Consider the following 19,020-nt stretch of genomic DNA (forward strand, 5'->3'; position numbering starts at 1 on the left):
GTGGGCATCATCGGTCGGATGAACTCAAGCCGGCCGACGCCGGTACTTACAATTTTACGCACCGATTCGATTCTAGGTTGCTGGCTTACAATAGCCAGAGCGAATAGAACGTGATTCCGCAGGGCTGCAGCAACAAAATTCCGTCTCCGGTGTTGCCACCGATCCGAAGCTCATCGAGGTCAACGGCAACGATCGTGAAGCCCTGATATCAGCCGCGAGGGTACTGCGGGAGCGAAAGTGAGATACCGGACCAACAACGAAGGCACGGGATATCGAGGCAAGGACCACGACCAGCCAATCAAGCCCGAGGCGGAGCATTTCGAGCATTGCCCCGTTTGTGGACAGGACTTCGACAAGCGCGATCTTGGCCAGGTGCTTCACCATGCCGGGCCGGAGCACCAACCGCTTCCGGTAGAACAGTAGACCCTCCTATTTGGTCTGGGAGAGGGCATATGGGTCTGGTTTTTACTGGCGAAGACGGAACCACTGAGCGGTTCGAGTTGTGGCTTGAAGCCTTTGATGGAACAGAGCGTGTCCTCGTCGTGACATCGACCGAAGCGATCGCAGACTTCGGGTTTGATGCCGTCCGTGAAATGGCATCTAAAAAGTACGATGCAGGGCAGTTGGACGAGATGGGCCGCGTTAGAGTTTTGACTAGCGACCTGCAAGGTAGGTAGCCCGCCACCGTGAGGCAGCGTGGCTTGTTCCATGTCGAGGTTGACCATGAAGGAAATCAACTCCCTCGGGGCGCTGCCGCCTGTGAGTTAAATGAGAGAAGGAAACTCACGCACGCCATAAAAAGTAAGCGATGGCGTACCCTACCAAGCCCAACATTGAGAGCGCATACAGAACCAGGAAAAACGGAACTACGGACGATTGGCTGTCGAGGGCGGCGTCAGCTTCTTCCCATTCCCCAACCAGATTGCGTTCACGCCTGGCCTCCGTGACCGCCAAACCGTCCGGCCCAATTTTACCGTCGATCTCTCTCGAAATTCTTTGCGTGATATCGGCTAGGATAACTGGATCCTCGGGCAGGTTGCCCGGAAACCCCTCAGGAATATTGTCGCCATCGTTCTTGTCCATGGCGCCAACAATGCTCTCTGCCTCGCTTATGTTCCAAGTTGGTAATGTAAAATTTTGACCAAGACCCGGCACGGCGCCACGAGCTTCGGGCTGTCAACCGAAAAGCCCGCGCCTCTGCCGGAGAGCGCGGACCCCCCGATCGGGTTTGAGTCCCGACCTGCCGGCGTGCTGCCGAGCGAAGAAGCTGTCTTGCTGCTCTATGGTCCCGAGCCGGTCCACGAGGGCGAAGCGCTTGCGAAGGCCATAATTGAGACGGTTGAAAGGCTGAGCCGGTAGCCGGACAGCTAGCGCCCCAGAGGTAGTTTGGAGGCGGAGACGAGTTCTTCCTCGTCCGTAATACCAGCCGAGTAGTTTGCGAGAATTCGGGATGCGAGAGCCTCACGTAGATGTTCGGAGTCGCCCTCTCTCTTGAGCCGGTCGAACACACGGCCCAGCGTAGCTACTTCGGATGCACTGAACACGTCAAATTCTTTAGCCTTTCGATAAATCGGCATACCACCCCCTCCGGCTAAAACATAATACGCTTCAGGACATCTCGGACAACCAAAAAAACCGCCGCGCCTTTCGGCGGGCGAGACGCTTAGTCGTTCACTAGGGCCGCGATTATAACTGACGAACCCGCCTACCGCTTGGCAGCTAGGGCCTTTGCTTCCCGGAGCAGCGATGCCCAATGGAGCCCGAGGAACAAGATAAGCTCTCGGGCCTGTTCTTCGGTAATGCCGGTTTCTTTGACCAAGCGTCGAACGACGATATCAATGTTGTTCGGCGCCCTATCCTGTTCGTCAGCCATAGGAAAGCTCCTTACGCCAAACTTCCTTATCTCGCGCTTGTTCCCAAGCGCGTGACTAAATGAGCACCTTACGGCTCTGAACTGGAAAGTCCGCGCCTCTATTAGGAATCGCTCGGCTTATATTGCCAGAGGCTGGCGCAACGGAAACTCAAAGCGCGCTATGGAAGATACCAACTAGCGAGGGCGTACGCTGCCAAGCCCAACATCGAGAGCGCATACAGAACCAGAAACAACGGAACCACGGGCGGCTGGCTGTCGAGGGCGGGGTCAGCTTCTTCCCATTCCTCAACCAGATTGCGACCCCGCCTGGCCTCCGTGACCGCCAAACCGTCCGGCCCAATTTTACCGTCGATCTCTCTCGAAATTCTTTTCGTGATATCGGCTAGGATTACTGGATCATCGGGCAGGTTGCCCGGAAACCACTCAGGAGGATTGTCGCCATCGTTCTTGTCCATGGCGCCAACAATGTTCTCTGCCTCACTTATGTTCCAAGCTTACCGGTCGAAGAAGGGCAAGGGGCGGCGGCCGGGGAACGACACAACCAACCGTCAACCAGCCACCCAGACCAGCAGTGCGACGCCGATGGCGTAGGGGACCAGAACAACCGCTAGCGCGACCCAAAAACCTGGATCTGCCAAAGCGGCCAACTCACTGAGAAGTTGCCTCATGCCGGCGAAACGCGCACCCGCGCCTGGTGTTCCGTGTGTGAGCAGAGCCCGCGCCCCATGGGCCGATCGGTGCATATGGGCGCCAGGTGCAGCGCGCCTACTACGACTTCTTGGTCTTCGAATTCCGCTTCGGTTTCGGTGCCGATGCAGCAGGGAGAGCAGTCTCGGCTTTAAGTCGTTGCTCCCGCAGCCGAGCCGTCTTTGCATCTCGTGCGACGCGATCAATGTCTATTAATGCCCGCGCAGCATCCGACGTGCGCTCCTGTCGGTCGTGTCTTTCTTTACGGTTAAGCCTTGCCTTTCCCGCATCCCCTGTCCTCGATCTGACGGTACGGCGCTTTGTTGCCGCACCGAACCATTGTCGCCAGATCGTGTTCCCCCCAGACAACAAAAAAGCCCGCCGTACATCGGTAAGGCGGGCTGCATAGACTTCCAAAAGCACACGCCGCTCCTCTGGAACGCTTCAACCACTTTGCCGCCGCAGTAACAGCCCCTTGCTTGAGATGCGGCTTCGGGTGAAGGTGCGGAACCACGGGCGACGGTGCGCGTTAGTACGACCCTTGTGAGGATGTGCCATGCCAGCTCGCCCAATCGTATCGACAGCCGCGGCGATCCTGTTCGCCGCCACAAGCATGGCTTACGCCCGGCCGGATGCGCGCACCATGACTTGCGAACAGACGCAGCAGCTGATCCAGAGCCGGCGCGCGGTCGTCCTGACCACCGGCCGCAACACCTATGATCGATATGTCCGCCAATTTGGCAATGAGTGCGACCGGCCCGCCGTGCCCGTCGCCTCCTATGTCCAGACGCTTGAGGGTCAATGTCGGGTCCATCGATGCGTGGAATGGCAGCATTTCGATTTCCCGTGAGCCGCAGATAAGGCTGACGTTGAGCGCGCAGGCGACGCTGGCGCATCTGCGCTCGTTCCAGCATGAAGAGGTGGCTAGGTTCAGCGTTGTGTCTTACTTCGAATTCCTCTCGCTCGGACCCGCGGACGCTCCATTGACGTGGAGCTTCAGGACTGGAAGGCAGTTCCTAACCTCAATCGAAGCGGCAGGTATGTGGCTCCTGCTCGGAGGCTTTTCCGGCCTCACCATGGGATCTGACGGACCTCGCTGCCAAGATCGCGTCGCGCCAGGTTGGCCCAATTTCCGTGCTGCTTTCGAGCAACATAATCGGAGCGGTATTTCTGATTGCCTTCTGCGGCCTGCGGCAACAGTTCGTCGCTGCTCCCGCCCCTCTTTGGGAAATCTTCGTCGCTTCGATACACGCTGCCGTGACCACAGTGACCTTCGAGGAAAAAGGCGGCAAGACGCTGCTGGTCCTGCACGAACTCTATCCCTCGAAGGAATCTCTCGACAACGCCATCGCCGGGATGGAGGGTGGGATGCCCGAGCAGTTCGAGCAGCTGGACAGATTTTCGGCCGAGATCTGGCCTGGGAGATAGACCTTTCGGCGATCGGTTAGGTGATCGACATCGGCGGGGGCCCCGGGACCATTCTCGTCGGACTTCGCGAGGGGCGGCCGCAGATTGCGGCGACGCTGATGGAACTCCCAACGATCGCAGCGGTCGCGCCAGATATCCTGTCAGGATACGGTGCCGACGACGTGGTTGTCGAAGAGGGGGACATAACTGTCGCGCCATCGATCGGTCGGCACGATCTGGCGCCTGAATGCCGTCGTCTACAATCCTTGCAGTTGGTACTTGGCTACTCAAATTATGGAATTTGGGCAAACGGTATGGTAGCCTGATCTCGAGTCCGAAACCGTCATGCTAGTGGACGGGGGAAAGCACCATGTGGCCGGACCGACGCATCCTTGATCTTTTCGGCATCGAGCTGCCGATCCTGCAGGCGCCGATGGCGGCTTCGTCCGGGCCTGAACTGGCGGTCGCGGTCTGCGAAGCGGGCGGGCTCGGCTCGCTGCCATGTGCCATGCTGGCCGACGACAAGATACGCGCTGACTTCGGTATCGTCCGGCAACGCACCAGCCGGCCAATCAACCTCAATTTCATGTGCCATGTGCCGCCGGTTGCCGATGCGGATCGCGAAGCGGCCTGGCGCAAGCGCCTCGCGCCCTATTACAGCGAGTTCGGCATCGATGCCGATGCGATTCCCTCCGGTCCAGCGCCCATTACCTTCAGGGAGTCGGGATGCGCCATCGTCGAGGAGCTTTCACCGGAAGTGGTCAGCTTCCACTTCGGCCTGCCGGAGCCAGACCTATTGGAGCGGGTGAAAGCCACCGGCGCGAAAGTGATCGCCTCGGCGACGACGGTCGAAGAAGCGCGCTGGCTCGAGGCGCGTGGCTGCGACGCAATCATCGCGCAAGGCGCGGAGGCAGGCGGCCATCGCGGAGTTTTTCTAGGCTCGGACAGTTCGAGCCAGCCCGGCACATTCGCGCTGGTGCCGCAGGTGACGGATGCAGTCTCGGCGCCGGTGATTGCGGCAGGCGGCATTGCTGACGGGCGCGGCATCGCCGCTGCCTTCATGCTCGGCGCCTCGGCCGTGCAGATCGGCACCGCCTATCTGCGCTGTCCGGAGTCTCTGGCCAGCGCCGTCCATAAAAGCGCGCTGGCAAATGCACGTGATGACGGGACGGCACTTACCAACGTGTTCACCGGGCGTCCGGCACGGGCTATCGTCAATCGCTTCATGCGCGAAATGGGGCCGCTCGGCGTTAGCATCCCGGACTTCCCGCTCGCCACCCCCGCCATCATGCCCCTCAGGGCCAAGGCCGAGGGAACAGGCTCAGGCGATTTCTCGCCGCTGTGGGCCGGACAGTCAGCCGCGCTCGGCAAACCGTTGCCGGCGAGAGAACTGACGCTGAAATGGGCCGCGGACGCGACACAACTGATGGGGCTGCAGGTGCCCGATCGGCTCGGCTGACCGGGCAGTCTCTAAGTTGAAATTCAGACTGAATGAACTCCGGGGGCCGCGGTTGGTCAGATGGTGCGGCGGCGGCCAGCGGCTGTGAGTAAGCCCCTGGCGCACTCAAATCAGCACTTAGAGCTTTCACACATCTGAGGGATATGCCTGACGGCTGATCCCGAATTCACCATGGCGTTCCAAAGCCGACTGCGACCCCGAGTTCATGAAGGCGCTCCAAATTGCCCGAGCTCACTCAAGGGCCAGTTCTTGATCGACCGTGACGGGATCATCCGCTGGGCCAAACATCGAGTGCGCTACCGAGGGCTTGGCTGGGGTCGGGGAATTTCCCTCTGCCGATGAAGCCGTGCAGTTCATGCCGGGCGGCTGACAGGTACTGCGGGGCACGTCGGGCCGCACAGGCGCGGTTTGAGCTCGCGGGATTGGCTGCTCCCCATTTGTGCGACGTCCGGCAGCATCCACACCGGAATTTCCGGCTCAGGTTCACCGGCATCGATGAGCCGAAGGCGGCTGACCAAGGGCGGCATCACGCGTTCGTAACGGTAGCCCAAATAGCGCGGAGAGCGGCGTAAAGGCGGTCCCCAAGGCATCGGAGTTTGATTTGTGCTCCCACCGATCACGCTCGCACCTCACGGTGCGCGATCAGTTGAACGCCACCCGTTCAGCGACGCTGCGACACTTTGGCCGCGCTGACGAGCAGGCTGATCACCAGCGTCGGCACAGCCTCGCGTTTATACTCGTTACGCCGCCGCTGGATTGCCTCCAGTGCTCCAGTTGTAATCGCGCACTGCTTTGGCGAAGGCCGAGGCCGCGGGCGAAAGCGGCCGGCCCTCGACCGAGACAAGCGAGACCTCGCGTACAACATCGGGATCTGCGACCGGGCGGTGGCAGACACCAGGCAGCATGGCCGAGAATTCGGGCGCGAAACAGACGCCCATGCCGGCTGCGATCATGGCCATGATCCAGTCCTCCCGCTCGCTCCGGTAGGCGACCTGAAACTTGATGCCGCGCTCGACGCAAAGTTCGTCGATATGGTTGGCGTATTCGCAGTTGATGCGATCGAGATAGGGCTCGCCGGCAACGTCGGTAACATGGAGTATGTTCCGCTGCTCGAACCGGTGGCCGGTTGGAAAGGCCAGCCCAAACCGCTCCTGATATATCGGCTCCACGCTCAGCCGTGGATCAAAGGGACCTGGTTGCGCCATGAGGCCAATGTCGAGCGAACCGTCGAGGAGGAGTTCGCCGAGCCGGGAAGGAACACTCTCGACGACGCCTATCTCGATGCTTGGGTGAGAGGCGCGGAACGCGTTCAGGAACCCCACGAAGCGTAACGGGCCGATCGTGCACATTACACCTAGCGTCAGAGATGCGGCTTCGAGTCTGAGGAAGCTTCGTGCCACCTCCTGTGCGTTCTTGGTGCGCCCTAGGATCTCTTCAAGATGCGGTCGCATCAGCCGCCCGAAGTCGGAGAGCTGGACGCCGTTGCGCTCGCGGCGGAACAGATGCGACCCAAGCTCCGCCTCCAGCTTCTGAATGGCCCGCGTGAGCGCCGACTGTGTGACATGGCACCGCGCCGCGGCCTTGTGGAAGTTCAAGGTCTCGCAAGCGGCAAGAAAGTATCGGACCTCATGCATCTCCATGGTGCATTTCCGCTGATGCGCATCAGGCATCAAGCCGATGAGACAATAGCATTTCTTTCGAGCTCGCGGTGTCGGTATGCTCGGCTGGGAAGCCCGGAGGCGAGCGGTCCCTCGCGCCCAGGGTTTCCATTGGTGGAGGTGATCTGATGCCTGACGTCTGGGCCACTGTCGCCGAGCTTGAGTCTTCCGTGCAGGAGCGCCTTGCCGGCGTCCTTGAGACGCGAGGCGCGGACCCGCAACAACAGGCGATGCGGCGCGTGTTTCTTTCCGGCATCAAGTTTCCCACAAGTGCGCATGTCCTGGAGGTGGGCTGCGGAGCGGGCGTGCTGACACGGGTACTTGCAGGCTGGCCCAACGTCAAAGCGGTAGTGGGCATCGACCCGGCGGCATCGCTGATCCGCGAGGCGCAGAGATTGGCTTGCAATCTTGCCAACGTGACCTTCCAGGAAGCCGATGGGCGATCTCTCCCATTCGGCGACGACGTGTTCGACGTCGTCATCTTCGACTCCACTCTCTCACACGTCCCCGGGCCAGAGCGAGCGCTCGCGGAGGCCCACCGCGTGCTGCGGCCGGGCGGCTCGCTCGCGGTGTTTGACGGCGACTATGCGACCACGACTGTCGCGCTTGGCGATCACGATGCGCTGCAGGCCTGCGTCGCTGCCATGATGGCCAACTCAGTGAACGACCGCTGGCTGATGCGCCGACTTCCATCGCTCGTGCGTGCCGGCGGATTCGAAGAGGCGGACTTCCAAAGCCACGGCTACGCGGAAACCGGCGGCGGCGCCTATATGCTGTCCGTTATCGACCGAGGTGCCGACATTCTGCATGCGTCGAGCGTGATTGGTGAAGCAACGGCGGCCGCCTTAAAGTCGGAAGCACGCCGCCGCGTGGAAACGGGAACCTTCTTTGGCCACATCGCCTACGCAAGCCTCACAGCCTGCAAGCCGCCGCGTGGGACGATTTGAGATTGGAGGATTGCAATGGAAGCAACGGCGACCTTGCCCAGCTATGCAATGAACCAGGCAAGCTTCCCGGAGATGTACGAGCGGTGGCTCGTCGGTCCTCTCTTCCGGCCATGGGCCGAAATGACTCTTGACGAGCTGGCATTGTCTTCAGGCGATCGCGTCCTCGATATCGCTTGCGGAACAGGAATAGTGGCGCGCGTTGCAAGAGAGCGGCTCGGTGAAGCCGGATATGTCGTCGGCGTCGATATCAGCCCGGACATGCTTGTCGTGGCGCGGTCTGTGGAACCAGCCATCGACTGGCGCGAAGGCAATGCCAGCGCACTGCCTCTTCGCGTCGGAGAGCAGTTCGACGTGGTCGTCTGCCAGCAAGGAATACAGTTCTTTCCTGACAAACCCGCGGCGGCAGCGCAGATGCGTCGCGCGCTGGCGAAGGATGGAAGGCTGGCAGTGGCCACGTGGCGTTCCGACGATGAAATACCGTTCTTTCGGGAGCTGCGCCGCGTCGCGGAGCGCCATCTGGGCGCCATCGCCGATCAGCGGTACAGCTTAGGGGACGCTGCCCCGCTTGAGGCGCTGCTACGAGATGCCGGCTTCCACGACGTCCGTTCAAGGACGATATCGCGCACCATCCATTTCGTGGAAAGCGTACCCTTGCCGCGGTTGAATGCGATGGCGCTGGTCGGGATGAGTTCCGCAGGCAAGGAAATGGGCGATCAGGAACGCAAGCGCGTCGTGGACGAGATCGTGAGCGAAAGTGAGTCCGTGCTGCAGCAGTACACCTATAGATCGGGAACCGCTTTCGAGCTCAGCACCAATCTGGCGACAGCCAAAGGCTAAATGATCCCTCACAACCCTTGTAAGCAACGAGCCTCCTGGATGGCGTTCTAAGTGGGTCAAATCTGGGCAACGGCAGGTGACGGCGCGCTCTCCGTGCAAAGCTGCTGTTCCCAAACAGGTCGACGAAGGACAAGAGAAACGCTTCCGGCAGCATGAGCGGCGGCCTCGGAAATTCGACGATAGTAGCCAGGCGTCGTTCCATGAGGGCAACACTCCGTCGCACCCATCCAACACCACCCCATATTTATCAAGTATCGCCCGCGCCGGCTGCAAGAAGGTGGTCGTCTGCGACTATCCTGATGGCCGTCTCGAGATCATGCATGAGGGTGTCGCCCTGCCCTACAGAGCCTTCGATAAACTGCGCTCGGTTCACCGTTCGGCGATCGTCGAGAACAAGTGGCTGGACGCCGCCCTCGAGATGGTTGCCGAGATGCAGGTCGGCCGCGATCTGCAGCGCAGCCAACGCGGGCCGCGCCGCACCGGCCACACCGACCACATGTTCGGAACCCCTGATGGCGCTGAGAGCAACGGTTATGTGAAACGCGGTCGCAAGCCCGGCAGGCCGCCTGGTTACCGGCGTGAGCAAGCGCCCACTGAGGCGCCCGTACCGGAAGTCGGGCGCGCATCCGTTGAGGTCGATCTGCGGCTGACGGAGAGTGACAAGAATCGGATCGCCGATGTCGTCACGATGCTGAGCGATTATCGGATCCCGCTGCGGTCGACGCCAGCCAACGAAGCTAGTCCGTAGCAGCGGCTCTCTAATCTAGCCGAGGGGTGCCTGACTGAACCGCACCCGATTGGGCTGCGCAATCCCGACCAGCTGACGCCCGATCGGGCGCTCTCGTTGTGGCCGCCCCCACCGCCATGCGACATTTCTACTTTGCTGGCGCCGCGACATTCGAACTTGGTTGCAACATGAGCGAACAAACATCGGCTTCGTTCACGTGATCAGTTGCGCCCCGAGCAGCCTTTCCGAGCCGAATCAAAGGTGTCGCATTCAGGGCCGAAGGCAGTCAGTCCGCGTTCGGGGGCATTTGGCTGAAGCGGTCGTTCCGCTCCCGACTTCATCTCGGACGTAATCCCTTTCTGCGGTTCCCCGAAAGCTTACGCTCGATTTCAGCCCGTGGCGACTGCATCGCCCAAGAACAGACGGTCGGTCGCCGTCCGCCAAGTGGCCTCGCACAGGTCGGCCTGCAAGTCGCAACCAATCGCACACCTGTCGCGTCAATTTCGCGATCGCGTGTCCTTATTCCAAAACCTATGCGAGCAGGCCCAAGCGGCCGGTTGGGAAAGGCGCGAGACGGCATACACTGATGGTGCTTGCGGCTTCTGAGCTCAAGCAAGCCTGGACCAGTGTAGAGACCCTCTCGGAAGTCGCCGAGGTCGTCCCAGATGAGAGCGGCGGCCCAAGCTCCGTATCCGAGGAAGGCGACTAAACTCCTTGCCGCGCAGTGGTTTCCCGTCAGCTATTGTCTGGGCCGCCAAGGCGACCATATGAAAAGCGTTACAACAACCTGGCGCATGATCCGGGGTCGTGCACCTTCGCGGAACGTCGTATAGGAAACCTTAGGAGCTAGTTTGTCCACTGTTCGCCGAAACAACGTTCGCGTATCCGGCTCGGGCAATCGTCCAATAATCTTTGCTCACGGCTTTGGCTGCGATCAGAACATGTGGCGCTTGGTGTACCCGGCCTTCGAAGAAGGCTTTAAGGTTGTGCTTTTCGACCACGTTGGTTCCGGCCGTTCCGATCTGGCGGCTTACAATTCCGAAAAGTACGCTTCCCTTTCGGGCTATGCAGATGACCTCGTCGAGATCGGCCGAGAGCTGGAATTGCATGATGCAATTTTCGTCGGGCATTCAGTGAGTGCGATGATCGGCGTCCTGGCGTCACTCCAAGCGCCGAAGATGTTCGAAAGCCTGGTCCTCGTTGGCCCTTCGCCTCGCTATATCGATGATGGGGATTATGTCGGCGGCTTCACTCAAATTCAGATTGAAGAACTGCTGGATTCGCTGGCCGACAACTATATGGGCTGGTCGGCAACGATGGCGCCCGCCATAATGGGAAATCCTGATCGCCCTGAGCTAGCGCAGGAATTGACGAACAGTTTCTGCCGGACGGATCCTGACATCGTAAAGGAATTCGCGCGCGTGACCTTCATGTCGGACAATCGCGCTGACCTACCGAGAGTCCAGGTTCGATCTCTTGTTCTCCAGTGTCGTGAGGACATCATCGCGTCGGAAGACGTTGGGCGTTATGTGCACCGCCATCTGCCGCACAGCCAACTGGTCATCCTGAATGCGACCGGCCACTGTCCAAACCTGAGCGCGCCGAAGGAAGTAATTTCGTCCATTCAAGCTTTCATCTGATCCGACGATATGGCCGCAACACCCGCAGAGGATGATCTCGAAGATCTTTATGAGAATGCGCCCTGCGGCTACATGTCATTGCAGCCCGACGGTCGCATTATCAGGGCAAATGTGACGCTCTCTGCCTGGGTTGGATTTTCGCGGGAGGAGCTTTGCGGAAAAAGGTTCCACGATCTGCTGAACATCTCGGGCCGCATTTTCTTTGAAACACATTTCGCTCCCCTGCTGCGCATACAGGGTTTCTTCAATGAGGTGGCGCTCGATTTCATCGCAAAGGACGGCGCGAGAATTCCTGTTTTGGCGAACGCCAAGGAGCGTCGCAACGATGAAGGAGAGCTGCTGTTTACCCGCATCACGATATTCAAAGCGGCTGACCGCCGGCGATATGAACGTGAACTGGTCGAGGCAAGGGCGGCGGCGGAGGCGGCGAAGCGCGAACTTCAAGCCTTGAACGCCACCCTCGAGACACGGATCCGGAACGCAGTCGAGGAACGCTTTCGGATGGAGGAAAACCTCATGCGCGAGCGTGAGATGTCGGAACTGAGGGAGCAGTTCATCGCGATACTCGGGCACGATCTCCGTAATCCACTTTCTTCGTTCGGTGGCGGGATCCGGATGTTGCGGGGGGAGAGTCTGAGCCCGCAGGGAGAACGGTTGTTGGACCTTCTTCAAGGCAGCATTCTGCGAATGTCGGGCCTTATCGACAACGTTCTTGACTTCGCGCGGGGGCGCCTTGGCGGCGGCATCGGCCTAAATATCCAGGACGAACCCTTGCAGCCGGTCTTAGAGCAGGTTGTCGGAGAACTCCGCGCAGCCTCGCCAGACGCGAACATCGAGGCGGACTTTTCGATTCTGGCACCGGTCCCTTGTGACCGCGTGAGGATCGGCCAACTGGCGTCCAATCTCCTCGGCAATGCACTGACCCACGGCGACCGAAATCACGTGATAAAGATTCGAGCCGTCGCTGAGCGGGGCGAATTAGTCCTCTCGGTGGCGAACGCCGGCAAACCCATTTCCCAAGCTGCCATGCAGCGTCTCTTTCAGCCCTTCTTTCGTGGCGAAGCACGCAGCCAACAGGGGCTTGGGCTGGGTCTTCACATCGCCTCGGAAATTGCGAAAGCGCATGGAGGAACTCTGACGGTAGACTCTTCCGAGATAGAGACACGGTTTACTTTCCGGATGCCCCTTGCGGGCTCAGAACCGAAATAGCCGTAGTGTATCCCGGGATAAGAAGCGGTAACGGACAGAAGAATGAGGGTCACCCAACGATTACGCCGAATATACTGGCTGGATGTATCGGGCCCACTTGCCCTGGTTGGTGCGGACGACGCCTCACGCTTCGGATTTTGAACGGACCATAATCAAGCGCGCTCCACGGCACTCGTACGCTATGTGATAGTGTCCCACACATGAAACAGGCAACCATCGATCAGGCGCTCGGCTTGCTGAGGCAGTATCGAGATATCCTCGTGGCAAGCTACGCGCCGCTAGCGCCGGGCGGCGTCCCTCAACCAAGGACGCTTGAGCAGGCCAGCGATCCGTTGGAATTGGCAGCGTTGAACGATATCGCATTACTCGACGAAATCATCAAAGAGATGTCCGCCTAGAGAGCCTTTGCCCTCCCGCGTCCCGGCTTTTGATAATCACAGGGATTCGGGTTCAAGCTCTCTTGCGGTTGCCATCCTGCTTGTTCGACCACCAAATCAGGTACATCGAGCCTATCTTCATGACCGGGACGTCCCGATCGCGCTCCCGTGTTCGCAATTCGCGATAGGCTTTTACCTTAAGCGTGCCGCTCGGCAGCTTGATCCGCAGTGCCATATGCCCCAAACTCCTTTGTGCAGTGCAGCAATAGGGCGCTTACCCAACGGGAAAAGTCAATTAAGCCTGTTTATCTATGCTAAGGGTAAGGGCTCGTACCTTTGGGGGTCGGGAAGGTGGAACTAAGCGCCCAATCGGCCCACTGCCCGAGTTTCGCATGCAATTACGCGAGGCCGGCAGCAATAAAAATGTGAGGCCGAAATTGCTCGCGGGGGTGCCCAGGGGGGGTGCCGCATCACTGAGATTTTGACAGCCTGAAACAGGCTTAATCGCCGATACCTACAGCTGCTTACTGCCGGTCCGGGCGATAGACGAGGAAAGCGAGACGGACGGCAGCGCGTAGACTGGGACGCGACCTCTATGCAGAAGACCCGCCGCTACATTTGCGAAGCGACGGGCCTCCGCCCCATTCCTCCATACCTGACCATGCAACTGCCGTGCCAGACTTATTGACCCATCGCGGGACACCTTATGGCTTCTGCGCAGGCCTGGATGTTGCAACAAGGATATGCCAGCCGGACCAGGCTCGGCTGTGGGAATTCCCACACCGGGGAAAACATTGGAAAAATCCGCTCCCAGTTTGCTTTCCTCTAGACTGGCCTCGCTATTCGAACGGGGCATTCGCCGCTGAGCAAGTCTCAGCCAAGGCCGCGCATCGCGGTGTTTGGCAGGGCCGCTTCGATCAACCATGGGACTGGCGTGATGCGAATGCCGACAAGGTCGAGACCATCAGCGAGCAATCGACCGGCTTCGGCCTTCTTGGTGGCTGCAGCCTCAAGGGCAACATCTCGGCCAAAGGCGAGCGCATCTATCACGTGCCCGGGCAGAAATACTATTCGCAAACCCGTATCAGCCAAGTGAGTGGGGAGCGGTGGTTTTGTTCAGAGGCCGATGCTCAGGCGGCCGGCTTGGCGGAAGGCAAGGCGATGACGTCAAATGATGAAGCTCGGCTACTGAAAAGCCGGCTGAAGCGGCAGACGATACGCTGAGCAAGTAATCAAGCGCCTAAAATCCCGCACCATCAAACCGCACAGCTATTCCACGCTCGACCTTTGCGCATCGGCCGTCGATTCGATTGACCCGCGCGGCCTGCGGAGAGGACCGCGGCCGATTCGAGGGCGCCAGGTGCAGCGCGCCTACTACGACTTCTTGGTCTTCGAATTCCGCTTGGGTTTCGGTGCCGATGCAGCAGGGAGAGCAGTCTCGGCTTTAAGTCGTTGCTCCCGCAGCCGAGCCGTCTTTGCATCTCGTGCGACGCGATCAATGTCTATTAATGCCCGCGCAGCATCCGACGTGCGCTCCTGTCGGTCGTGTCTTTCTTTACGGTTAAGCCTTGCCTTTCCCGCATCCCCTGTCCTCGATCTGACGGTACGGCGCTTTGTTGCCGCACCGAACCATTGTCGCCAGATCGTGTTCCCCCCAGACAACAAAAAAGCCCGCCGTACATCGGTAAGGCGGGCTGCATAGACTTCCAAAAGCACACGCCGCTCCTCTGGAACGCTTCAACCACTTTGCCGCCGCAGTAACAGCCCCTTGCTTGAGATGCGGCTTCGGGTGAAGGTGCGGAACCACGGGCGACGGTGCGCGTTAGTACGACCCTTGTGAGGATGTGCCATGCCAGCTCGCCCAATCGTATCGACAGCCGCGGCGATCCTGTTCGCCGCCACAAGCATGGCTTACGCCCGGCCGGATGCGCGCACCATGACTTGCGAACAGACGCAGCAGCTGATCCAGAGCCGGCGCGCGGTCGTCCTGACCACCGGCCGCAACACCTATGATCGATATGTCCGCCAATTTGGCAATGAGTGCGACCGGCCCGCCGTGCCCGTCGCCTCCTATGTCCAGACGCTTGAGGGTCAATGTCGGGTCCATCGATGCGTGGAATGGCAGCATTTCGATTTCCCGTGAGCCGGCTTTTGATCCAATGTCTGTTCGCGCGACGTCTCTGCCCCGCTCTTCACGGAGAAAAGCGAGAGAAGCCTTCAAGGGGGTGACGTCGAGCGTTAAAGAAACCCGCAGTTGAATACGGCACCGGGGCGTCTCGCGGCGGAGCTGCTACGTCTTGGCCTGCGTCCCAATGGCGAGAGCTTCGTTGTTGCCCAGGTGGACGGTTCACCATTGCAGCCAAGGTCGCTTACGCATGAGTGGGTGCGCGTCTTGGGCAAGACCGCCCTGCCCCGCATCCGCTTTCATGACCTTCGGCACACCCACGCGACGCAGATGCTATCGGCCGGCGTTCATCCAAAGGTCGCCAGCGAACGCTTGGGGCACTCGACAATCGGGATTACCTTGGATCTGTATTCCCATGTCATGCCCGGCATGCAGGCTGACGCGGCAGAGCAAGTTGACGCGGCGTTGCAGGTAGCTATAAGCGCAAGTCGAAAGACCATATAGTTGCAAAGTGCGTAGCAAACCGCCTTTTGAGCAAACCGCAACGAGGCAGAAAGCACTTTAAAGTCAACTACTTGGAGGGATGGCCGAGCGGTTTAAGGCACCGGTCTTGAAAACCGGCGTGGGTGCAAGCCCACCGTGGGTTCGAATCCCACTCCCTCCGCCAATCCACCCTGCCCCAACATTCTCTGGGTCGTAGGAGAGCGCAGCAATCCTGCAGAACTGCGGCTTCGCGAAGAAAAGCTAACAACCACATCCCCGCATATTTCCGCTGAGCACTCGTTCTCTCGGCGGATATTCTCCAAAGCTGTCAACCTCGCAGTTTTGGTTCTCAGCTATCTACTGAACAATTTCAGATACTTGCAGTGTGTCAAACCCCAGCAGGTTGCGTGAACTCTCACTAGGCGAATGCATCTAAAAAACTTTCAGCCGAAAAGACGTCGCATTTTGGACCGCAAGCGGAGTGCCTGCTTTCTAGATGATTGGGCTAGAAAGCCGACCCTTTCACACAGCGTAGCGCCGACCGCTTTGCACCGAAACCGGATCTAAAAAAACGCCGCAAACAATTCTGCGTGCGTCAATAACTGGCGACACCTCCGTCGCTTGGTTAATTACATCTCCTCGCGAAAGCTTTGGCTGCGGCATCGACCTGTCGCTAGTGAAGCGAACCGCTTCTCAGGCAAACATCAGAAAATTTTCAAAAACCGATCGGGATTTTTTGGGTCCAAAGCGGCAAGAACATCGGGCTGGCGAAAGACCGGCCGCAACGCCCGAAATTCTCTCAGCCAGCCAACGCTTTTCCGGTTGCCGCATCCTCCCCGCGCGACCGCAACCTTGGTCATGGAGACAAAATGATTGCCACAGTTTTTCTCAACCGCCTGCTGAGGCGCCGCCTTGTCGCCGGCTCGATCGCCGTCCTTGCCTGTGGCGCCGCGATGGTCTGGCATGGAGCCAGAAGCGAGGCCTCGAACGTGAAAACCGCCGCCCCCGAGACAAAGCTCGTCAAGACGGTAGCGGTCGCGCCGACACGCAACGCCGATACTCGCATCGCCATCGGCGAGATACGCCCGCGGCTCGAAAGCGATCTCGGTTTTCGCGTCTCGGGTAAGCTCGTCGAACGCGTCGCCGAGATCGGCGCGACGGTGAAGAAGGGCGAGGTGCTCGCCCGCATCGAAGACCAGGATTATCGCAATCGGCTCGCCAGCGCCGAAGCCGATGTCGCGGCGGCGCAGGCCGTGATTGTCGAGGCAAGCGCTGCCGAGGCCCGCATCGGCGCGCTGCTCGCCAAGGGTTTCACGACACGCGCCAATTATGACGCGACGCTGAAGAATCTGCGCTCGGCACAGGCCAAGCTGAAATCGTCGAACATCGCCTTCGAGATGGCCAGGGACCAGCTCGGCTACACTGAACTGCATGCGGAGTTCGACGGCATCGTCACTGCCACCGGCGCCGAAGCCGGCCAGTCCGTCAATGTCGGGCAAATGGTGGTACGCGTTGCCGATCCGCAGAGCCGCGACGCGGTGTTCTCGATCGCGGAAGCTGCCTTCGCCAACACACCCCACGGCAAGCGGCTGCCGCAGGTCACCGTCTCGCTGCTCAGCAATCCGGCGATCACGGCTGTCGGCAGCATCCGTGAAATTGCGCCAATGGCGGACGCAGCGACCCGCACTTTCCAGGTGAAGGTCGCTATCGAGAATGCGCCCGACGAAATGCGCTTCGGCGCAAGCGTCGCCGGCCGCGCTGACATTGGTGGCACATCGGTCATGGTGCTGCCGGGCAGCGCGCTGTTCGACAAGGACGGCAAGCCGGCCGTTTGGGTCGTGTCCGCCTCGTCGGCGGTGGAGCTCAAGCCGGTCTCGGTTGCTCGCTATGAGATCGACCGCATAGTGATCAGCGAGGGACTTGTCCAGGGCGACCTCGTCGTCACCGCCGGCGTAAACCGGCTGCGGGAACACGAGAAAGTTCGTACCATTGAGGGAGAAGGAAAATGACCATGTCTAAGACAAAGGTCCTGATTGCCGGCGCCGGCCCGACCGGCCTGACGCTTGCGCTCTGGCTGACCAGGCTGGGCGTGCCGGTGCGCATCTTCGACAAGGCCGCAGCTCCCGGTGAAACCTCGCGGGCGCTTGCCGTGCAGGCGCGCACGCTGGAATTCCACCGCCAGATCGGCATCGTTGAGGATGTCCTTGCCGAAGGCATCCGGCTCGAGCGGCTCACCGTGCATACGCCGGCGGGCGTCGCAGCTCAGCTGCCGCTGTCCGACTTCGGCCGCGGCATCAGCCCCTATTCCTTCGCCTTCGCGCTGCCGCAGGACATCCATGAGCGCCTGCTGATCACGCATCTGGAGCGCGCCGGCGTGGAGGTCGAGCGCGGCACGGAGCTCGTGGCTTTCCAGGACAAGGGCGAAGCGGTCATCGCCACGCTGAGCAAGAATGGCCGGACCGAAACCGTCAGCGCGGCCTTTCTCGCGGGTTGCGACGGCGCCCGCAGCGCCGTGCGCCACGGGCTGAACATCGGCTTCCCCGGAGGCACCTACGAACAGTCTTTCTATGTTGCCGACGTGAAGGGCAGCGGCGACATCACCCGCAACGGCATGGACACGACAATCAGCACCTATGGCTTCGCGATCGTCATGCCTGTCCGGCAGTCCGGTTCTGTCAGGCTGATCGGCATCGTGCCGAAGGCGCATGAGGCCGACGAGACGATTACCTTCGAGGGGATCCGCGCCGATATCGAACGCGACACCGGCGTCAAGGTCCACGAGGTCAACTGGTTCTCGACCTACCGCGTCCATCATCGCGTCGCCGAACGTTTCCGTGCCGGCCGCGTGTTCCTCGCAGGCGATGCCGGCCACATCCACAGCCCGGCCGGCGGCCAGGGTATGAACACCGGGATGGGCGATGCGGTGAACCTCGCCTGGAAGCTCGCGGCGGTAGTACAGCGCCGGGCCGATCCGCGCCTGCTCGACAGCTACGAGCCGGAACGTATCGCCTTTGCTCGCAAGCTGATCGAAAGCACCGACCAGGCATTCCGCATCGCCACCAGCCGCTCTCGGCTCATGGGTGTGTTCCGGCGCTACCTGATGCCGAAGATCCTGAACATCGCGCTGCACACCTCGTTCGGCTCGCGCGCCTTCTTCGGCGTGATCTCGCAGGCAGCGATCCAGTATCGCGCCGGGCCGATCAGCGCGGGCATAGCGGGCAAGGTCAGCGGCGGCGACCGCCTGCCCTACGTCGTCCGTGCCGACGGGGACAATTTCGAGCCGCTGCGGACACTCGACTGGCAGGTCCATGTCTATGGCGAGCTCAGCTGCGATTTCCGGGCGATGCTCGCGCCGAGCGGCATCCCGATCCACGCCTTCGCCTGGTCGGACGCAGCCGCGAAAGCCGGCCTGCAGCGCGACGCAGCCTACCTGGTGAGGCCGGACGGCCATGTCGCCCTCGCCTCGCCGGTACAGGAGGCAGCCAGCTTCCAGCGCTATCTCGCCGGCCTCGCAATAAGGCCGAGGACGGCCGATCGCGCGCCCTACCGTGTGCCGGGCACCATGCACAGCCTGGCCTGAATTGCCACAGC

General features: G+C 60.4%; 20 protein-coding genes, 1 tRNA gene and 2 pseudogenes. 18 read left to right on the top strand and 5 right to left on the bottom strand.

Annotated elements, in window-relative coordinates; all coding sequences use genetic code 11:
• Nucleotides 1–237: 237 nt before the first annotated feature.
• On the top strand, nt 238–423 hold the full coding sequence (locus tag AC0L3H_RS31360) for a hypothetical protein (protein ID WP_473495572.1): 186 nt from the start codon (nt 238–240) through the stop codon (nt 421–423).
• Nucleotides 424–452: 29 nt separating this feature from the next.
• Nucleotides 453–677 carry a hypothetical protein gene (locus AC0L3H_RS31365; protein WP_473495571.1) on the top strand — a complete coding sequence of 75 codons (225 nt, stop codon included), beginning with the start codon at nt 453–455 and terminating at the stop codon, nt 675–677.
• 106 nt (nt 678–783) lie between these two features.
• Here AC0L3H_RS31365 and AC0L3H_RS31370 read toward each other — a convergent pair whose 3' ends face one another.
• The 3 genes from AC0L3H_RS31370 to AC0L3H_RS31380 form a co-directional block, all read right to left on the bottom strand.
• A complete protein-coding gene (locus AC0L3H_RS31370) occupies nt 784–1,083 on the bottom strand; it encodes a hypothetical protein (RefSeq protein WP_473588053.1) in 300 nt (99 codons plus the stop codon).
• Between the two features lie 622 nt (nt 1,084–1,705).
• The gene (locus tag AC0L3H_RS31375) at nt 1,706–1,873 is read right to left on the bottom strand and encodes a hypothetical protein (RefSeq protein WP_473588054.1); all 168 of its coding nucleotides are present in this window, start codon (nt 1,871–1,873) and stop codon (nt 1,706–1,708) included.
• A gap of 158 nt (nt 1,874–2,031) precedes the next feature.
• Nucleotides 2,032–2,328 (bottom strand): hypothetical protein, encoded by a 297-nt coding sequence (locus tag AC0L3H_RS31380; RefSeq protein WP_473495569.1) that lies wholly within the window; start codon nt 2,326–2,328, stop codon nt 2,032–2,034.
• A 788-nt stretch (nt 2,329–3,116) separates the two neighbouring features.
• On the opposite strand from AC0L3H_RS31380, the gene AC0L3H_RS31385 reads away from it, so the two are divergent.
• The 4 genes and pseudogenes from AC0L3H_RS31385 to AC0L3H_RS31400 all read left to right on the top strand — a co-directional run bounded on the left by AC0L3H_RS31385 (nt 3,117) and on the right by AC0L3H_RS31400 (nt 5,426).
• Nucleotides 3,117–3,410: a hypothetical protein gene (locus tag AC0L3H_RS31385; protein ID WP_287363242.1), complete on the top strand. Its 294-nt coding sequence runs from the start codon at nt 3,117–3,119 to the stop codon at nt 3,408–3,410.
• Nucleotides 3,411–3,811: 401 nt separating this feature from the next.
• Nucleotides 3,812–3,988 (top strand): annotated as a pseudogene (locus tag AC0L3H_RS31390) (SRPBCC domain-containing protein); the annotation flags it as partial.
• 20 nt (nt 3,989–4,008) lie between these two features.
• Nucleotides 4,009–4,293, top strand: coding sequence for a methyltransferase (locus AC0L3H_RS31395; RefSeq protein ID WP_473588055.1), 285 nt, complete (start codon nt 4,009–4,011; stop codon nt 4,291–4,293).
• 44 nt (nt 4,294–4,337) lie between these two features.
• On the top strand, nt 4,338–5,426 hold the full coding sequence (locus AC0L3H_RS31400; protein WP_473495567.1) for an NAD(P)H-dependent flavin oxidoreductase: 1,089 nt from the start codon (nt 4,338–4,340) through the stop codon (nt 5,424–5,426).
• Nucleotides 5,427–6,166: 740 nt separating this feature from the next.
• Here AC0L3H_RS31400 and AC0L3H_RS31405 read toward each other — a convergent pair.
• A complete protein-coding gene (locus AC0L3H_RS31405; protein WP_473588056.1) occupies nt 6,167–7,066 on the bottom strand; it encodes a LysR family transcriptional regulator in 900 nt (299 codons plus the stop codon).
• A gap of 146 nt (nt 7,067–7,212) precedes the next feature.
• On the opposite strand from AC0L3H_RS31405, the gene AC0L3H_RS31410 reads away from it, so the two are divergent.
• The 6 genes and pseudogenes from AC0L3H_RS31410 (at nt 7,213) to AC0L3H_RS31435 (ending at nt 12,842) form a co-directional block, all read left to right on the top strand.
• Nucleotides 7,213–8,031 (top strand): methyltransferase domain-containing protein, encoded by an 819-nt coding sequence (locus AC0L3H_RS31410; protein ID WP_473588057.1) that lies wholly within the window; start codon nt 7,213–7,215, stop codon nt 8,029–8,031.
• A gap of 15 nt (nt 8,032–8,046) precedes the next feature.
• The gene (locus AC0L3H_RS31415; protein ID WP_473588058.1) at nt 8,047–8,868 is read left to right on the top strand and encodes a class I SAM-dependent methyltransferase; all 822 of its coding nucleotides are present in this window, start codon (nt 8,047–8,049) and stop codon (nt 8,866–8,868) included.
• Nucleotides 8,869–9,139: 271 nt separating this feature from the next.
• Nucleotides 9,140–9,481, top strand: a pseudogene (locus AC0L3H_RS31420) (ISNCY family transposase); the annotation flags it as partial.
• Nucleotides 9,482–10,446: 965 nt separating this feature from the next.
• Nucleotides 10,447–11,235 (top strand): alpha/beta fold hydrolase, encoded by a 789-nt coding sequence (locus AC0L3H_RS31425; RefSeq protein ID WP_473495563.1) that lies wholly within the window; start codon nt 10,447–10,449, stop codon nt 11,233–11,235.
• Nucleotides 11,236–11,244: 9 nt separating this feature from the next.
• On the top strand, nt 11,245–12,444 hold the full coding sequence (locus AC0L3H_RS31430) for a PAS domain-containing sensor histidine kinase (RefSeq protein WP_473588059.1): 1,200 nt from the start codon (nt 11,245–11,247) through the stop codon (nt 12,442–12,444).
• A 200-nt stretch (nt 12,445–12,644) separates the two neighbouring features.
• A complete protein-coding gene (locus AC0L3H_RS31435; RefSeq protein WP_027154407.1) occupies nt 12,645–12,842 on the top strand; it encodes a hypothetical protein in 198 nt (65 codons plus the stop codon).
• A 52-nt stretch (nt 12,843–12,894) separates the two neighbouring features.
• On the opposite strand, the gene AC0L3H_RS31440 is transcribed toward AC0L3H_RS31435, so the two are convergent.
• Entirely contained in the window at nt 12,895–13,056 is a 162-nt protein-coding gene (locus tag AC0L3H_RS31440; protein ID WP_473588060.1) for a hypothetical protein, read from the bottom strand.
• A gap of 437 nt (nt 13,057–13,493) precedes the next feature.
• On the opposite strand from AC0L3H_RS31440, the gene AC0L3H_RS31445 reads away from it, so the two are divergent.
• From AC0L3H_RS31445 to AC0L3H_RS31470, 6 genes are all read left to right on the top strand, one after another.
• Nucleotides 13,494–14,045, top strand: a complete 552-nt coding sequence (locus tag AC0L3H_RS31445) for a sunset domain-containing protein (RefSeq protein ID WP_473588061.1) — start codon at nt 13,494–13,496, stop codon at nt 14,043–14,045.
• A 625-nt stretch (nt 14,046–14,670) separates the two neighbouring features.
• Nucleotides 14,671–14,964: a hypothetical protein gene (locus AC0L3H_RS31450; RefSeq protein ID WP_287363242.1), complete on the top strand. Its 294-nt coding sequence runs from the start codon at nt 14,671–14,673 to the stop codon at nt 14,962–14,964.
• 111 nt (nt 14,965–15,075) lie between these two features.
• Nucleotides 15,076–15,450, top strand: a complete 375-nt coding sequence (locus AC0L3H_RS31455; protein ID WP_473588062.1) for a tyrosine-type recombinase/integrase — start codon at nt 15,076–15,078, stop codon at nt 15,448–15,450.
• A gap of 73 nt (nt 15,451–15,523) precedes the next feature.
• Nucleotides 15,524–15,613 (top strand) — tRNA-Ser (locus AC0L3H_RS31460).
• A gap of 685 nt (nt 15,614–16,298) precedes the next feature.
• Nucleotides 16,299–17,438 (top strand): efflux RND transporter periplasmic adaptor subunit, encoded by a 1,140-nt coding sequence (locus AC0L3H_RS31465; RefSeq protein ID WP_473588063.1) that lies wholly within the window; start codon nt 16,299–16,301, stop codon nt 17,436–17,438.
• A gap of 2 nt (nt 17,439–17,440) precedes the next feature.
• Complete coding sequence (locus AC0L3H_RS31470; protein ID WP_473495556.1) at nt 17,441–19,009, top strand: FAD-dependent monooxygenase; 1,569 nt, start codon at nt 17,441–17,443, stop codon at nt 19,007–19,009.
• Nucleotides 19,010–19,020 lie beyond the last annotated feature (11 nt).

This window comes from Mesorhizobium sp. WSM4816, from assembly GCF_055811535.1.

Excerpts from the sequence above, each read along its gene's own strand:
- AC0L3H_RS31365 (WP_473495571.1), top strand. The coding sequence starts at position 453 with ATGGGTCTGGTTTTTACTGGCGAAGACGGAACCACTGAGCGGTTCGAG.
- AC0L3H_RS31370 (WP_473588053.1), bottom strand. The coding sequence starts at position 1,083 with ATGGACAAGAACGATGGCGACAATATTCCTGAGGGGTTTCCGGGCAAC.
- AC0L3H_RS31375 (WP_473588054.1), bottom strand. The coding sequence starts at position 1,873 with ATGGCTGACGAACAGGATAGGGCGCCGAACAACATTGATATCGTCGTT.
- AC0L3H_RS31380 (WP_473495569.1), bottom strand. The coding sequence starts at position 2,328 with ATGGACAAGAACGATGGCGACAATCCTCCTGAGTGGTTTCCGGGCAAC.
- AC0L3H_RS31385 (WP_287363242.1), top strand. The coding sequence starts at position 3,117 with ATGCCAGCTCGCCCAATCGTATCGACAGCCGCGGCGATCCTGTTCGCC.
- AC0L3H_RS31400 (WP_473495567.1), top strand. The coding sequence starts at position 4,338 with ATGTGGCCGGACCGACGCATCCTTGATCTTTTCGGCATCGAGCTGCCG.
- AC0L3H_RS31405 (WP_473588056.1), bottom strand. The coding sequence starts at position 7,066 with ATGGAGATGCATGAGGTCCGATACTTTCTTGCCGCTTGCGAGACCTTG.
- AC0L3H_RS31410 (WP_473588057.1), top strand. The coding sequence starts at position 7,213 with ATGCCTGACGTCTGGGCCACTGTCGCCGAGCTTGAGTCTTCCGTGCAG.
- AC0L3H_RS31415 (WP_473588058.1), top strand. The coding sequence starts at position 8,047 with ATGGAAGCAACGGCGACCTTGCCCAGCTATGCAATGAACCAGGCAAGC.
- AC0L3H_RS31430 (WP_473588059.1), top strand. The coding sequence starts at position 11,245 with ATGGCCGCAACACCCGCAGAGGATGATCTCGAAGATCTTTATGAGAAT.
- AC0L3H_RS31435 (WP_027154407.1), top strand. The coding sequence starts at position 12,645 with ATGAAACAGGCAACCATCGATCAGGCGCTCGGCTTGCTGAGGCAGTAT.
- AC0L3H_RS31440 (WP_473588060.1), bottom strand. The coding sequence starts at position 13,056 with ATGGCACTGCGGATCAAGCTGCCGAGCGGCACGCTTAAGGTAAAAGCC.
- AC0L3H_RS31450 (WP_287363242.1), top strand. The coding sequence starts at position 14,671 with ATGCCAGCTCGCCCAATCGTATCGACAGCCGCGGCGATCCTGTTCGCC.
- AC0L3H_RS31465 (WP_473588063.1), top strand. The coding sequence starts at position 16,299 with ATGATTGCCACAGTTTTTCTCAACCGCCTGCTGAGGCGCCGCCTTGTC.
- AC0L3H_RS31470 (WP_473495556.1), top strand. The coding sequence starts at position 17,441 with ATGTCTAAGACAAAGGTCCTGATTGCCGGCGCCGGCCCGACCGGCCTG.